We start from the raw sequence: 14,985 nt of genomic DNA on the forward strand, positions 1-14,985 counted from the left end.
CGGTAACGGGCCCAAAATTGTTGGACACGTGTAACAATCCCGAACATGGTGATCGCACTCCCCGAACAACCCCACCTGGCGAACACCCACGAGAAGAACGTGTGGCAGGCGCTCCTGAACCAGGCCGGCGACGGCGACTTGGTGATCGCCAGCCAGCGGGTTGCGCACCGTGCGAAGGACTACGAGATCGACTTCGTCCTCGCGATGCCGGGCGCCGGCATCGTGTGCCTGGAGGTGAAGGGCGGACGGGTCTGGCATGACGGCACCTCGTGGATGCAAGCCCAGCGCAGCGGCGACGCCCCCATCGACCCGGTCCGGCAGGTCCGGGAGGGGACCTACGCGCTGCGTGAATACGTGGAACGGGACCCGCGGTGGACGGGCCGGCGCGTCCGGTGGGATCACATGGTGGTGCTGCCGGTAGTTGAGCTGCCAGAGGACTTCGCGCTCCCGGATTGCCCGCGATGGAAGGTTATCGACCGCACCCAGTTGGACCGCATCGTCACCACCGCCTACCAGGAGCTGCACAAGCAGGAGCGGGACCACCGTTTCCTCGACGATGAGGACGTGGCGGTGCTCCGGTCGATACTCAGCGGCCGGGGCCTGCCCCAGCGCGACGTGGTGGCGCAGTCGAACGAGAATGAGGACCATTCGTCGGTGCTCACCGCGCAGCAGGGCGCGATCCTCGACGCCACGCGAAACCTGACCCGGGTGGAGGTCCGCGGCGGCGCGGGCAGCGGCAAGACCTACCTGGCACTGGAGAAGGCCCGGCGGTTGACGGCGGAGGGCCAACGGGTCGCCGTGCTCTGCTACTCCCACGGGCTCGCGTCCTACCTGCGGCGGATCACCGACGGCTGGAGCTGGCGGGATAAACCCGCATATGTCGGGGAGTTCCATGCGCTGGGCATGATCTGGGGCGCCAAGCGCGGCCCCGACGAGTCCGTGCGCGGTCCCGCCGCCGTGGAGTTCTGGGAGCACGACCTGCCCAGGGAGATGGCCGAGCTGGCCGCCGCGCTCGACGACAAGGCGCGCTTCGACGCGATCGTGATCGACGAGGCGCAGGATTTCGCGGACGACTGGTGGCGGCCGATCCTCGGTGCCCTGCGTGACGAGGAGTCCGGCGGGCTCTATCTATTCAGCGACGAGGGGCAGCGGGTGTTCGACAGGGAGGGGGTGCCCCCGGTGACGCTGGTCCCGCTGGTACTGGACAGCAACTTGCGCAACACCAGGCAAATCGCAGAGGCCTTCAAACCTCTTGTGGGACAGCGCATGCGACTGCGAGGCGGGGAAGGGCCAGTGGTGCGATACGTGCCCTGCCGCCACGACGAGGCGCTGGGTATCGCAGACGATCAGGTCGACGCGTTGCTGGATGAGGGGTGGCGGCCGGGCGATGTGGCGCTGTTGTCCACGTCGAGCCGGCATCCCGAGCAGATCAGCCGCCAGAGACTGGGCGTCGAGGCCTACTGGGACTCGTTCTGGGACGACGAGCAGGTGTTCTACGGGCACGTCCTGGGGTTCAAAGGCCTCGAGCGCAACGCACTAGTGCTGGCGATCAACGAGAGCGAGGCGCGGGACCGGTCCCGGGAGCGGCTGTACGTCGGACTCTCCCGAGCCCGGGACATGCTGGTGGTGTGCGGCCCGCCGGACCTGATCCGGCAGGTGGGCGGCGACGAGCTGGCACGCCGCCTGGGCATCGACACGAGCGGCTCCGCGGTCTAGCCCAGAAAACGCAGCACCGAGAACATCGCGTTCTCGTCCATCTTCTCGTCTGGTCCTGACACGCACCGGGCCAGACCGTCTGTCAGCGCACTCGCGTCGATTCCCGCGCCAATGGCGACAAGTCGCGTCATGGGGTCCCGCGGGCGTGGGCTGCGTCGGACAGTGATGTGGCGGCCCACGGTCTGGACCTCGAACGCCTCCGCCGCGGCCGCATCCCCCAGGGAGACCAGCCCCTTCACCCGGTAGAGCCCGGCGGGGGAGTTCTGCAGCAGGTCCATGAGCCGTCGCGGATGCAGTGGCTGTGGGCTCTCGAAGCTGATCGAGTCGAAGTCCGTGTGCAGGTGGCTGTGAATGTCTGCGCTGGTGGACTCGGCCTCGATCTCGGCGAGGATCTCGTCGATGGTCATCTGCCGCGGCCCGTCGGGCAACGTGAGCTCTCGCTCGTCGAAGAGCAGGGTGGGATCGAGTCGGCCGTGCGCTGTCGTCACGATGGGTACGGGCCCGCACAGGGGCTCCAGCTCTGCGCGCAGCTCGGCCAATGCGTCCGGGGTGAGCCGGTCTGCCTTATTTAGCACGACGAGGTCGGCGAGCCGCACGTGCTGATCCAGTTCCGGGTGGGCGATCCGGTTCGCCGGGTACTCCGCGGCGTCCACCACCTCGATGAGTCCGCCGTAACGGATGCGGTCGACGGTGCTGCCGGCGATCATCCGAATCAGCTCCCGCGGCTCCGCCAGACCGCTGGCCTCGATGATGATCGCGTCGATGCCGGCGCCGCGCTGGGAGAGCCGGTCCAGCATCGCATCGAGCTCGGCGACGTCCGAGACGCAGCAGACGCAGCCGTTGCCAATGCTGATGGCGGAGTCGACCTGGCCCGCGACCAGCAGCGCGTCGATGTTGACTGCGCCGAAGTCATTGACGATCACGCCGATCCGGACGCCGATCTGATTGCGCAACAGGTGGTTCAGCATCGTGGTCTTGCCAGAGCCGAGAAAACCGGCGAGGACCAGGGTGGGGATGCGGGGGTCGGCGCTAGTCATGACGCGCACATCCGGGGCACGTCGAGCCAGCAGGGCGTCGTCGATTCGGCGTCGAGACCGGCCGCGCTCGCTCGTGCCCAGTCGCACAGCTGGGGCACGGCAATCTGGTGCGGGGGTCGAGCCGCATAGGGGCCAAGATTCGTGGCGGCGCGCTCGAGCACCGCGACGGCGCCGCGGATATTGCCCCGGGCGGCATGGGTGATGCCCACCGCTAGTTGGGCGAGGGCGCGCCACAGGTCGCGTTCGGGGCCGGTGGTCTGCTTCCACTGGTCCTCGAACACATCGTGGGCATGGAAGGGCTTGCGGTCGTCCAACAGCGTCTGGGCGACGTAGAGGGTCTCGGCCGGCGTGCGGCGGATCCCCTCCGGCTGGCGGGGCACGCCCGCGGCGCCGGGCGGGAGGGGGCGGCCCAGTCCGTCCCGGGGCCGATCGTTGAGGGCACGGCCATCAGCGTCGCGGGAACGGTCGGCGCGGGAGTGGTCGGGGGGCATACCGCCACTATGGCAGGTCCGCCCGGCCGCGGCTGACGGCCCGCGCTAGCGACCACACGAGCATCGAGGCGAAGACGAAGAGCCAGACGGCGAACGCGAGCCACGCCTCGTAGAGCCCGATGTCCTCGAGCCACGTGGTGCCGCGGATCTTGCCGACCTGACGGCTAGCCTCGCCGTACATGCCGATGGGGAAGACCATCGACCACATCGCGGGCCGGAATCCGGTACGCCCGCCCGGGCGGATCCGTTGCCAGAGCGAGAGCGCCACGATCAACGGGATCAGCCACGTGGAGAACGACCACATGACCATCGAGATGGTGGAGATGGCCGGTTGCTCCAGCAGGGTTTGCTCCGACCGCAGGTTCATCAACTCGGCGCCCGCGAGGACGATGATCGACGCGGAGCCCATGAACACCCAGTAGGGCGCGGCCTCGGCGTCGGGCGGCAGCGGGGTCAACAGGAGCCGCGCGAACGCCACCGAGGCGATCAGCAGAAACTGCAGCACGCCGATCGACCATGCGACGGCGGCGATGGAGGCGAAGACGGGGCTGCTGTAGGCCACGGCATAGGAGCCCGCGGCCACAGCGACGACCTGGGTGCCGACCACCCACAGGAACCACGTCCCGTCCACGCCCTCCAACCCGCTGCGGGCGGAGGTGCGGACCAACTTGTCGATGATGACGGCATAACTCAGTACCAGCCAGGACACACCCGCGACCACCGTCAGCGTGAGCGCGGCCCAGCGCACGTCGAGGACCGCGAACCGCGCGCCCAGCACCCCCGCGGCCGCGGTGAAGGTCAAGCTCTCGAACCCGGCGGGGTGGCGGTCCCCGCCCGGCGCGCGTCCGCGTCCGACCAGCCGAAGAAGGTAGTCCGCGACCAGGGCGAGGAAGCTGACGAGTGCGATCCAGAACAGGATGGCGGCGATGAGGATCGCGCCGGTGTTGTGCAGCGAGATCGACACGATCGCGCTTGCCATCACGAAAGTGAAGCCGCCGCTCCGCAAGCCAGGTAGGCGAAAGGTGGCGGCAGACGTCGTCGCGGGTGGTCCTGGTGCGCCGAGCATGCCGCCAAGTCTAGGGCCGGAGGGCGGCGCTGCCAGGCGATTTGACCGAATTATGGACGTACGACTTCGAGAGTGTCCGGTTCCCAGATGATGGGATATCGGAACACCGCATGGGATAGGCCCCAAACAGCCTGTAATACTTGCGATTCGGTGCTATTGCGGGTCCCTGTGGACAGTAGGTTTGCGCGAGAGTGGCATTCCTTAGTTATAGTCACCCGATCCCCTGGCCAATGTCGGGCTAGTCCCGCACTCGTGGCGCGACCGCCACAGTTGGGGACGAGACAGGTTGCACTTCGAATCGCAGAAAGTTCGGACACTTGGAAACAGCACAGAGCGCAAAGGCTCAGGGCTGCACGGTGGGCGTTGTTCGGGAAACGAACGACGGCGAGCGCCGCGTGGCCTTGGTACCTAAGGTTGTCGAGAAGCTCACCCGCATGGGAGTCGACGTCATTGTCGAATCCGGTGCCGGGCTGGGCGCACTCATCCCAGACGATGCGTATACCCAGGCGGGCGCCAAACTTGGCGACCCCTGGTCCGCGCAGGTGATCGCGAAGGTGGCGACGCCGAGCAAGGACGAGGTCTCTCGCATGCGCTCCGGGCAGACGCTGATCGGGTTCCTGAACCCGCGCGGCGACGCCGAAGGCATCGCGGCCCTCAAGGCCGCCGGCGTGCAGGGCTTCGCTATGGAGGCGATCCCGCGCATCTCGCGCGCCCAGGCGATGGACGCGTTGTCCTCACAGGGCAACGTCTCCGGCTATAAGGCCGTGCTCCTCGCCGCCTCGGAGTCCACCCGCTTCTTCCCGATGCTCACCACCGCCGCGGGCACCGTCAAGCCCGCGACCGTGCTGATCCTCGGCGTCGGCGTGGCCGGCCTGCAGGCTCTCGCCACGGCGAAGCGCCTGGGCGGGCGGCCCACCGGCTACGACGTGCGACCGGAGGTGGCCGATCAGGTCCGCTCCGTCGGCGCGCAGTGGCTCGACCTCGGGATCGACGCGGCGGGCGAGGGCGGTTATGCCCGCGAGCTCACCGATGCCGAGCGCGACGCGCAGCAGCAGGCCCTCGAGAACGCCATCAAGAGCTTCGACGTCGTCATCACCACGGCACTGGTGCCCGGCCGGCCCGCGCCGCGCCTGGTCACCGCCGCGGCGGTCGAGGGCATGAAGCCCGGCAGCGTCATCGTCGACCTCGCCGGTGAGACCGGCGGGAACTGCGAGCTCACCGAGCCCGGCCAGACCGTCGTCAAGCACGGGGTGACGATCTGCTCGCCGCTGAACCTGCCCGCGACGATGCCCGAGCACGCCAGCGAGCTGTATTCGCGCAACGTGCAAGAGCTCCTGCAGCTGATGCTCGACGACAACGCCCAGCTGGCCCCGGACTTCGATGACGAGATCATCGCCGGCGCCTGCGTGACCTGCGAGAAGGAGGCGAACTGATGTACGGCGATCTACTCGCGAACATTGCGATCTTGGTCCTGTCCGGATTTGTCGGCTTCGCCGTCATCTCCAAGGTGCCCAACACCCTGCACACCCCGCTGATGTCGGGCACCAACGCCATCCACGGCATCGTCGTGCTCGGCGCGCTGGTCGTCCTCGGCCACCTGCCCGATGAGTCCCCGTGGGGCGTGAAGGTGATCCTGTTCATCGCGCTTGTCTTCGGCACGCTCAACGTGGTCGGCGGCTTTGTCGTCACCGACCGCATGCTGGCCATGTTCAAGACCAAGCCCGCCGCCGCTAAAGCCTCTACCGCCGTGGCCGCCGACGCAAAGAAGGGTGACGCCTGATGAACAACCTCGTCACCATCCTGTACATCATCGCGTTCTCGATGTTCATCTACGGCCTGATGGGCCTGACCGGCCCGAAGACGGCGGTGCGCGGCAACTACATCGCCGGCTGGGGCATGGTCCTGGCCATCGTCGCCACCCTGATCGACATCCGCGACACCAACAACTGGTGGATCATCATCGCCGGACTGGTCGTGGGCTGCGTGCTCGGCATCCCGCCCGCCCTGCGCACCAAGATGACGGCCGTGCCGCAGCTGGTCGCCATGTTCAACGGCGTCGGCGGTGGCACCGTCGCGCTGATCGCGTGGTCGGAGTTCGTCACGTCCTCGGGCTTTAGCAACCTCGACGACACGCCGAACGTGCACATCATCGTCGGCTCGCTGTTCGCGGCGATCATCGGCTCGATCTCCTTCTGGGGCTCGGTCATCGCGTTCGCGAAGCTCCAGGAGCTCATCGGCGGGCACTCGATCAGCTTCGGCCGTGCGCAGCAGCCGCTCAACGCGCTGCTGCTCATCGCCGCGATCGCCTTCTCGGTGGTCATCGGCATCGGCGCCGGCACCGGCGGGGTCTCCCAGTGGTGGATCGTCGGCGTGCTCGTCGCCGCGGGCGTCCTGGGCCTGATGGTGGTGCTGCCGATCGGCGGCGCGGATATGCCCGTGGTCATCTCGCTGCTCAACGCGCTGACCGGCCTTTCCGCCGCAGCCGCGGGTTTGGCTTTGAACAACACGGCGATGATCGTCGCCGGCATGATCGTCGGCGCGTCGGGCACCATCTTGACGAACCTGATGGCGAAGGCCATGAACCGCTCGATCATCTCGATCGTCGCCGGCGGGTTCGGCGGGGGCAGCGGCGAGGCCGGCCCCGCCAGCGCCTCGGGCGGCACTGTCAAGGCCACCAGCGCGGCGGACGCGGCGATCCAGATGGCGTACGCGAACCAGGTCATCGTGGTACCGGGCTACGGCATGGCCGTGGCGCAGGCGCAGCACGCGGTCAAGGAGATGGCGGGCATGCTCGAGGCCAAGGGTGTTGAGGTCAAGTACGCGATCCACCCGGTCGCTGGCCGTATGCCCGGGCACATGAACGTGCTGCTGGCGGAGGCCGAGGTCTCCTATGACGCGCTCAAGGAGATGGATGACATCAACGGCGAGTTCGGCCGCACCGACGTGGTGCTGGTCATCGGTGCCAACGATGTCACGAACCCGGCCGCGCGCAGCGATCCGAACTCGCCGATCTTCGGGATGCCGATCCTGAACGTGGACCAGGCGAAGTCGGTCATCGTGCTCAAGCGTTCGATGTCGTCGGGTTTTGCCGGTATCGACAACCCGCTGTTCACCGCGACAGGCACCTCGATGCTGTTCGGCGACGCGAAGAAGTCGGTCGGCGAGGTCACCGAGGAGCTCAAGGCCCTCTAAACGGGCGGTAGCGCTTCACGTTTCCACCGCAATCATCCCCGTGTCTCCCGCCAAGGGAGACACGGGGATGATTGCTATGGCTCGACTAAGAATGGCCCGACGACGACTGGACTGTGCATTGAACCCGAAACCCGCCCGTGTGCCTGTGCCCAGGTCCATCTGGGTGTTGGTGGCCGCGGCTTTCGTTATCGCGATCGGCTACGGACTGATCGCGCCGGTGCTGCCCGCATACGCTGCGAGTTTCAACGTGGGCGTGACGGCCGCGACCGTCATCATCAGCGCGTTCGCCTTCTTCCGGCTGATCTTCGCGCCAGCCAGCGGCAAGCTGGTCTCCAAGCTGGGGGAGCGGCCGGTCTACCTGATCGGGCTGTTCATCGTCGCGGTGTCGACGGGCGCCTGTGCGTTCGCGGACTCCTACTGGCAGCTCCTGGTCTTCCGCAGCCTCGGCGGTATCGGCTCGACCATGTTCACGGTCTCCGCCATGGGATTGCTGGTGCGGCTCGCCGATCCCGGCGCCCGCGGCCGCATCAGCGGGCTGTACGCGTCAGCGTTTCTGATCGGCAATATGTTTGGCCCCGTCCTGGGCGGAGTGCTGTCCGAGTTCCTCGGCATGCGGGTGCCGTTCGCGATCTACGCGGTCGCCCTGTTGGTGGCGATGGCCGTGGTGTGGACGATGCTGCGGGACGCTCACCCGAGCGGGGGCGCGCAGGGCGGCTCGGAGCAACCGCCGATGCGGCTGCGAGAAGCGTTGGGTAACAGCGCGTATCGCGCCGCGCTGGGCTCGAGTTTCGCCAATGGCTGGGCGTCGTTCGGCGTGCGGGTGGCTGTGGTCCCGCTGTTCGTGGTGGCGCTGGGGGGTAGCGGCCTGCTGGTCGGCATCGCGATGGCAGTGTTCGCGGTGGGCAACACCATCGCGCTGATCCCCGCCGGGCGGCTGGCAGATCAGCGGGGGCGTAGACCGCTGGTGATCGCCGGCCTGGCAGTGGCCGGCATGGGGACGATCTGGCTCGGATTCGTCGCGGACAACATCACCTTGCTGCTTGCCTGCCTGGTCGCGGGCGCGGGCACCGGACTGCTCAACGCCCCGCAGCAGGCGTCGGTCGCGGACATCATCGGGTCCCATCGCCGAGGCGGCCCAGTACTGGCAACATTTCAGATGGTCTCCGACGTCGGCGCGATCATCGGCCCCATCCTGGCCGGACTACTGGTGGAGCACCTGTCCTATCGGGCAGCGTTCGCGTTCACCGGGATCATACTTCTGCTGGCGCTGCTGCCGTGGCTGCGGGCACAGGAGACACTGCCAAAATCTGCGGTGGAGGACGAGCGGGTCGGCTAGCGGCCCACCCTGGGCTACCGTGGAACTCGGTGCTGGCGCGAGCACCACGAGGAGGCGAGATGACCACGGCATTCGTATTGTCGGGCGGCGCGAGCCTGGGATCTATCCAGGTGGGGATGCTGAAGTCATTGGAGGCGGCCGGCATCATTCCGGACGTCATCGTGGGGACGTCGGTGGGCGCTGTCAACGGGGCCTGGATTGCGGGTGAGTACAGCGCCGCGAGCCTAGACGGCCTCGCGGGGCTCTGGCGGTCTATGTCCCGCGCAAAGGTCTTCCCCGCGGATCCGCTGACGGGGATCGCCGGGGTATTGGGGCGACGCGACCATCTGGTTCCGCCGCGCCGGTTCCGCCGGCTGATCCGCGAGCACATCAAGTTCCCCGATCTTGAACTCGCCGGGATCCCATTCCACACGGTGTCCAGCGATGTCTTGACCGGCCGCAGCGTGCGGCTGTCCGCGGGCCCGGCGGTCGACGCGATAGCCGCGAGCGCCGCCATTCCCGGCATCTTCCCGCCGGTGCCGGTTGGCGGACGGCTGCTCATCGATGGCGGGGCGGTGCAGAACCTCCCGATCCGGGAGGCGGTGTCCTTGGGCGCGAACACCGTCTGGGTTCTGCCGACCGGGGCCTCCTGCCCGATCAGCCGGCCGCCGCACTCGGCGCTGGAGATGATGCTGCGGGGCCTGCAATTGGCGCTCAACGCCCAGATGGCTGCGGAGATCGAGTCGTGCCAGGGGCTGGTGGATCTGCGGCTGGTGCCGCCTCTGTGCCCTGTCGCCGTCAACCCGGCGGACTTCTCGCAGGCGGCGGACCTGATGCGGCGGGCGGAGCAGGAGACCGCGGACTGGCTGGCGGGCGAGGCGGGATTCGCCGGGCAGGAGCGACTACTGGTGCCGCATCGGCATCCGGTGGGTGGCGACAACTAGCACCGGGCCGCGACGGAGCGGAGCACGGTCTCGTCGGCGTCGGTGATCGGCAACCGATAGGCAACCGCCGCAGACAGGTATTTGCCGGCGTAGAAGCAGCGGTACGCGGGGTTGGCTGGCAGCCATTCGGCGGGGGTGCCGTCGCTCTTGCGCTGATTGTCTGGGCCGTTGACGGCCAGGAGATTGATGGCCACATCATTGGCGAACCGCTGGCGCAACTCCAGCGGCCAGTCATGGGCGCCGAGGTCCCAGGCGGCCGCCAGCGGGATGACATGGTCGATCTGCACCGCGCCAGCGTCCTGCTTGGTGAACTCCAACAGTTGACCCGAGTACGGGTCGGCCAGCACCCCAGCGACCACCACGCAGTCCCTGGCCCCGGGCCGGTACTCGACCTGATCGAGCGTCCTGGCCAGCACGTCGTTGCGGGTGTCGCAGCCGTTGCGGCCCGCCTCGGCATCCGTGTCGTCCGACCACGCCGGGCCGAACACACACCCCTCGCCCGCCCCGCAACCCCGCTGATACCCGGGCGCGCGCACCCGTTCCGGGACCCGCTCCGCGGCGGCCAATAGCACCTCGATGGCCGCCCGGTCGGGGCTGCCCGGAGCGGGTAGATCGGCGCGGAGCGGCACGCGATCGCAGCGCGCAATCAGGATCACCAAGAGGACCAGCAGGCCCAGGCCCGCTGCCCTCGTCGCGAACTGCCCACCCGTCGTGACTCGGTCTGCCGTAGCCCTGTCCGCCATTGCGCATCCCCCCCGGATTGCCGTGGGGACAGTGTGCCAGAGCCCGCTTCACCCCAACAGTCGCAGCGGATTCTCGAGCCCGGCGCCGATCGCCGCCAAGAACCGGGCGGCCTGCTCGCCGTCCGCGAGCCGATGGTCGAAGGTCAATCCGAGCGTGGTCACTTGCCGGACGGCGACGGAGTCGTGGTGCACCCAGGGGCGCTGGGCCACGGCCCCGAGACAGAGGATGGCCGCCTCTCCGGGATTGAGGATGGGGGTGCCGGTGTCGATGCCGAACACACCGACGTTGGTGATGGAGATCGTGCCGTCGGTGAGGTCCGCCAGTGGCGTGGTGGCCGCCCGCGCGGCTTCGGTGAGGTCCTCGATGGCCCGCGCCAGCCCGCGCAGGCGCAACTGGTCCGCGTCCTTGATATTGGGCACGATGAGTCCGCGCGGGCTTGCGACCGCGATGCCGAGGTTCACGTAGTGCTTCTCTATCACCTCCTGATTGTGCGCATCCCAGCTGGAGTTCAGCTCCGGATTGCGGGGCAGAGCGGTGAGGAGGCTGAGTGCGGCCAGCGTCAGCGGTGTGAGCTTGAGGTCGCGAAAATCATTGTTGGCCTGCAGTTCTCGGAGCAGGTCCACCGAGGCGGTGACGTCCACGGTGAGGAACTCGGTGACCTGCGGAGTAGTGCTGGCGCTCAGGCTGACGGCCTCGGCCATGGCCCGGCGGACCCCGTGGACGGGGCGGCGGGTCTGTCTGTCCTCGGTCCCGCCGGATGCCCGGACGTCGTCGATGGTGACAACCCCGTCGGCCCCCGATCCCTCGAGGGTCGTCACGTCGATCCCCATCTCCTGGGCGAGCTTTCGCGCCGCAGGTTTGGCGCTGGCCCGGCTTCCCCCTACTTCGGACCTAGACGGATAGTCGGCCCGGCGCAGGCGGCTGGGACGGTGTGGGAGGGGGCCCGACCCCACGAGGATGCCCTTGTCCGAGCCGGTCGGCGCCGTCGGGGTGGCCGCGATCTCGATGAGCGCGTCGCCCACCTGGGCGGTCTCGCCTTCCTCGACCAGCAGCGCCGACACAGTCCCAGCGAACGGGGACGGCAACTCCACCAAGGCTTTTGCGGTCTCCACCTCGCACAAGGGCTGGTTCAGCTCCACCACCTCGCCCACCTGCACCTGCCAGCTCACGAGCTCGGCCTCCGTGAGGCCCTCGCCGAGGTCGGGCAGGCGGAACTGCTGCGCCGCGCTCATAGCGCCGCCACTCGATAGACGGCGTCGAGGATACGATCGGTGTCCGGCACGTAGTGTGATTCCGCGCGCGAGGCTGGGTAGGGGATGTGGAAGCCGCCGACCCGCAGGACCGGGGCCTCCATCTGGAAGAAGCAGCGCTCGGTGATCCGGGCCGCGACCTCCGCGCCCAGGCCGAGGAACACGGGCGCCTCATGCGCGATGACCAGCCGGCCAGTACGGCGCACGGACTCCTCGATGGTGTCAAAGTCGATGGGGGATAGGGACCGCAGGTCGATGACCTCCACGCTTAGCCCGTCTGCGCCGGCGTGGGCAGCCGCGGCCAGGGCGGTGGCGACGAGGGCGCCGTACACCGCCAGCGTCACGTCCCCGCCCGGGTGCGCGATGCGCGCCTGGTGCAGGGAGATATCCGGCGCGGTAACCGTGTCCACGGGACCCTTCTCCCAGTAGCGGCGCTTGGGCTCAAAGAACAGCACCGGGTCGTCATCCGCGATGGACTCCTGGATCATCCAATACGCGTCCGACGGGGAGGACGGGGTGACCACCCGCAGTCCGGCGGTGTGGGCGAAGTAGGCCTCGGGGGATTCCGCGTGGTGTTCCACCGCGCCCAGACCGCCGCCATAGGGGACGCGAATGGTCAGCGGCATCTGCACGGCCCCGGCGGTGCGGTAGTGGATCTTGGCGACTTGGGCCACGATCTGGTTGAACGCGGGGTAGATGAAGCCGTCGAACTGAATCTCGCATACTGGCCGGAAACCGCGCAGGGCCATGCCGAACGCGGTGCCGATAATGCCGGACTCGGCGAGCGGGGTGTCGATCACCCGCTTCGCGCCGAAATCTTTCTGCAGGCCCTCGGTCACGCGGAAGACGCCGCCGAGGCGGCCGACGTCCTCGCCCATCAGCAGCACGGTGGGATCCGCGTCGAGTGCGCGGCGCAGTCCTGCCCCGATGGCGGCGCCCATGGCCATGGTGGTTGGTGTCGCGGTCATGGCCGCACCCCCTCTAGACGCTGTTGAAAGGCGAGATAGTCGGCGCGCTCCTCCTGGAGCAGCGCGTGCGGCCCGGCGTAGACGTGCTCGAACAGGCTGGCCGCGGTGGGATCCGGCAGCGATAGGCACGCGCTCCGCAACTGCGCTGCGGCAGTGTCGATCTCGTCCTCGATACGCGAGGTCGCGGCATCGTCGAGGTGGCCCTGCGCCTGGAGGTGCCGGCGCAGCCTGTCGATGGGATCGCGCTCCGCCCAATGCGCTGTCTCCGCGCTGGAGCGATAGCGGCTGGGGTCGTCGTTGGTGGTGTGCGGGCCCATCCGATAGGTCACAGCCTCAATGAAGAAGGGGCCATGGCCGCCGTGCACATGCGCCGCCGCCTGCCGGCTGACGGCAAGCATCGCGAGCACGTCGTTGCCGTCCGCTTGGACCGCCGGTATCCCGAACCCGCTCGCGCGTTGCACCGGCGGCACCGCAGATTGCTGGTCGACGGGGACACTGATCGCGTACTGGTTGTTCTGGCAGATGAAGATCACCGGGGCGATGTGCACCGCCGCGATGTTCAGGGCCTCGCTGAGGTCGCCCTGGCTGGTGGCTCCGTCGCCGAAGTAGGCGACCGCTGCCACGTCGGCGCCCTGCAGGCTGGCCGCCATCGCGTAGCCGGTGGCGTGCAGGCCCTGAGCCCCCACGATGATGCTGGGGTTCGTCGTGTTGATCTCGTCTGGCGCCCAGCCGCCCAAGGCGCTGCCCCGCCACATCGGCAGCAATTGGGCGGGCGTCGCGCCCCGCAGGTAGGCCAGGGTCGCCTCGCGGTAGCTGATGAAGAGGTAGTCCTGTGCTGGTAGTCCCCGCAGCGAGCCGACGAGTGTCGACTCCTGGCCCGCGATCGGGGCCCACAGGCAGAGCTCGCCCTGGCGGGCCAGCGCCATGCACTCGTTGTCGACCCGGCGCAGGAGCAGCAGATCGCGGTACAGGCCCAATAAGGCGGGACCGTCCACGTCGGCGATCAGCCGCGCGTGCTCACCGGAGTCGAGGCGGACTCCGTCCGGCCGCAGGATCTCGATGGTCTCGGCACGTTCTTGGCCGGGCGGGGTGCTGCGCATCTCGCCGCCTCCCTTCCGCCAGTGGACTGCTCGTGAGGGCCGGCGGCGGCGGAGACGCCCGCGCTGGGGCCATCGATCGAACGTGAACATCCGTGACTCCAGGATGCCCCAAATTGGCCGCGACGCAAGGCCCTCGGGAATCTCCGGTCTTTCGCCTCCGGTGAAATCGGAGTAGATAAAGATCACATGAGGTCGCACAACGGAGAGGGAGGCCATGGATCTTCCACGTTCACGCTCATATCCCGCACAGGCTGCAGCCTTCGTCATCGCGCCGCTGGCGGTCGCGGCACTGGCACTCAGCGCGGGTTGCGCGAGCAGCAGCTCCCCGAGCTCGTCGACCCCGCCTGGCACCGTCAGCTCCACAGCGGCCCCGACCCCCGGCTCCGACGCGGCGACGGGGTTGTCCGCCGACGATGAGCAGGCGATCACCACGGCTTTCACCACCTTCTTCGCCGGGGCGTCGCCCGCGGGGACCAAACTGGAATATCTGCAGGACGCGCCCAATTTCACCGCCACGGTGGATGCACAGGCCGGGTCGGGCCTGGCGACGGCGACCACGGCGACCGTCTCTGGTCTCCTGAGCACCGACCCCGGGCAGGCGTCGGTCACCTATTCGATCCTGATGGACGGCAAGTCGGTCCTGGCCGACCAGACCGGAGTAGCGGTACAGGAGGACGGCACGTGGAAAGTCTCCGCGGCGACCTTCTGCGACCTCCTCACCCTGGAGAACGGCGGCACACCGCCAGCGGAGTGCGTCGGCGTTCAACTGCCGGGGGCCTCAGGAGAGTCGACTACGGGCGCGGTAACCACCAACTGAGGTCTGGACTGAGGCCTCAGCTGGAGCGGGGTGAGTCGGATGGGCACTGTGGAGCGGGTGGGCGGCCGGGCGAAATCCTCGGGTATCGCCTTGACCACGGTCTGCCTGGTCCTGTTCCTGACCTTCCTCGACACGACGATTGTGAGCGTCGCCCTCGGCAATATCCAGAGCGAACTCCACGCCGGAGTCATCTCGCTGCAGTGGGTGGTGAACTCCTACACGCTGGTTTTCGCGAGCCTGATGCTCACGGCCGGGACGCTCGGGGACCGGTGCAGGGTGCCGTCAAAGTCGTCTAGATAGCGTGTGAGCTGGCGGTTTGGGGAGAGACACGCCAATAGTCGTAGA

At 68.2% G+C, this 14,985-nt stretch carries 15 protein-coding genes; 8 read left to right on the top strand and 7 right to left on the bottom strand.

Annotation, left to right across the window (positions count from 1 at the left end; genetic code table 11):
* Positions 1–45: 45 nt before the first annotated feature.
* The gene (locus TBIF_RS05510) at positions 46–1,716 is read left to right on the top strand and encodes a nuclease-related domain-containing DEAD/DEAH box helicase (RefSeq protein WP_024793854.1); all 1,671 of its coding nucleotides are present in this window, start codon (positions 46–48) and stop codon (positions 1,714–1,716) included.
* Here the strand turns inward: TBIF_RS05510 and TBIF_RS05515 are convergent.
* Genes TBIF_RS05515 through TBIF_RS05525 form a run of 3 tightly spaced genes read right to left on the bottom strand, consistent with a single transcriptional unit; the run spans position 1,713 to position 4,223 of the window.
* Positions 1,713–2,753 carry a CobW family GTP-binding protein gene (locus TBIF_RS05515; RefSeq protein ID WP_024793855.1) on the bottom strand — a complete coding sequence of 347 codons (1,041 nt, stop codon included), beginning with the start codon at positions 2,751–2,753 and terminating at the stop codon, positions 1,713–1,715. The genes TBIF_RS05510 and TBIF_RS05515 overlap by 4 nt on opposite strands.
* Complete coding sequence (locus tag TBIF_RS05520; protein ID WP_024793856.1) at positions 2,750–3,244, bottom strand: DUF309 domain-containing protein; 495 nt, start codon at positions 3,242–3,244, stop codon at positions 2,750–2,752. The genes TBIF_RS05515 and TBIF_RS05520 overlap by 4 nt, the downstream gene beginning before the upstream one ends.
* A 7-nt stretch (positions 3,245–3,251) precedes the next feature.
* Entirely contained in the window at positions 3,252–4,223 is a 972-nt protein-coding gene (locus tag TBIF_RS05525; RefSeq protein WP_158506318.1) for a tellurite resistance/C4-dicarboxylate transporter family protein, read from the bottom strand.
* A 404-nt stretch (positions 4,224–4,627) separates the two neighbouring features.
* Between TBIF_RS05525 and TBIF_RS05530 the strand changes: the two genes are divergently transcribed.
* The 5 genes from TBIF_RS05530 (at position 4,628) to TBIF_RS05550 (ending at position 9,761) form a co-directional block, all read left to right on the top strand.
* Positions 4,628–5,743: a Re/Si-specific NAD(P)(+) transhydrogenase subunit alpha gene (locus TBIF_RS05530; protein ID WP_024793858.1), complete on the top strand. Its 1,116-nt coding sequence runs from the start codon at positions 4,628–4,630 to the stop codon at positions 5,741–5,743.
* Positions 5,743–6,090 (top strand): NAD(P) transhydrogenase subunit alpha part 2, encoded by a 348-nt coding sequence (locus tag TBIF_RS05535; protein WP_024793859.1) that lies wholly within the window; start codon positions 5,743–5,745, stop codon positions 6,088–6,090. The genes TBIF_RS05530 and TBIF_RS05535 overlap by 1 nt, the downstream gene beginning before the upstream one ends.
* Positions 6,090–7,502 carry an NAD(P)(+) transhydrogenase (Re/Si-specific) subunit beta gene (locus TBIF_RS05540; RefSeq protein ID WP_024793860.1) on the top strand — a complete coding sequence of 471 codons (1,413 nt, stop codon included), beginning with the start codon at positions 6,090–6,092 and terminating at the stop codon, positions 7,500–7,502. The genes TBIF_RS05535 and TBIF_RS05540 overlap by 1 nt, the downstream gene beginning before the upstream one ends.
* Positions 7,503–7,593: 91 nt before the next feature.
* Positions 7,594–8,838, top strand: a complete 1,245-nt coding sequence (locus TBIF_RS05545) for an MFS transporter (RefSeq protein ID WP_051461363.1) — start codon at positions 7,594–7,596, stop codon at positions 8,836–8,838.
* Between the two features lie 59 nt (positions 8,839–8,897).
* The gene (locus TBIF_RS05550) at positions 8,898–9,761 is read left to right on the top strand and encodes a patatin-like phospholipase family protein (protein WP_024793862.1); all 864 of its coding nucleotides are present in this window, start codon (positions 8,898–8,900) and stop codon (positions 9,759–9,761) included.
* Here TBIF_RS05550 and TBIF_RS05555 read toward each other — a convergent pair.
* From TBIF_RS05555 to TBIF_RS05570, 4 genes are read right to left on the bottom strand one after another with little or no spacing between them, the layout of a single operon-like run.
* The gene (locus TBIF_RS05555; protein WP_084611551.1) at positions 9,758–10,504 is read right to left on the bottom strand and encodes an HNH endonuclease family protein; all 747 of its coding nucleotides are present in this window, start codon (positions 10,502–10,504) and stop codon (positions 9,758–9,760) included. The genes TBIF_RS05550 and TBIF_RS05555 overlap by 4 nt on opposite strands.
* 48 nt (positions 10,505–10,552) lie before the next feature.
* On the bottom strand, positions 10,553–11,737 hold the full coding sequence (locus TBIF_RS05560) for a dihydrolipoamide acetyltransferase family protein (protein WP_024793864.1): 1,185 nt from the start codon (positions 11,735–11,737) through the stop codon (positions 10,553–10,555).
* On the bottom strand, positions 11,734–12,696 hold the full coding sequence (locus TBIF_RS05565) for an alpha-ketoacid dehydrogenase subunit beta (RefSeq protein ID WP_024793865.1): 963 nt from the start codon (positions 12,694–12,696) through the stop codon (positions 11,734–11,736). Before TBIF_RS05565 ends, TBIF_RS05560 begins: the two co-directional genes overlap by 4 nt.
* A gap of 23 nt (positions 12,697–12,719) precedes the next feature.
* Complete coding sequence (locus tag TBIF_RS05570) at positions 12,720–13,823, bottom strand: thiamine pyrophosphate-dependent enzyme (protein ID WP_024793866.1); 1,104 nt, start codon at positions 13,821–13,823, stop codon at positions 12,720–12,722.
* A gap of 214 nt (positions 13,824–14,037) precedes the next feature.
* Between TBIF_RS05570 and TBIF_RS24360 the strand changes: the two genes are divergently transcribed.
* Both TBIF_RS24360 and TBIF_RS25965 read left to right on the top strand, forming a co-directional pair.
* A complete protein-coding gene (locus TBIF_RS24360; RefSeq protein WP_024793867.1) occupies positions 14,038–14,640 on the top strand; it encodes an MTB12 C-terminal domain-containing protein in 603 nt (200 codons plus the stop codon).
* Positions 14,641–14,679: 39 nt separating this feature from the next.
* Positions 14,680–14,940, top strand: coding sequence for a hypothetical protein (locus TBIF_RS25965; RefSeq protein WP_024793868.1), 261 nt, complete (start codon positions 14,680–14,682; stop codon positions 14,938–14,940).
* Positions 14,941–14,985 lie beyond the last annotated feature (45 nt).

The sequence above is a fragment of the Tomitella biformata AHU 1821 genome (genome assembly GCF_000524475.1).
GTDB lineage: Bacteria > Actinomycetota > Actinomycetes > Mycobacteriales > Mycobacteriaceae > Tomitella > Tomitella biformata.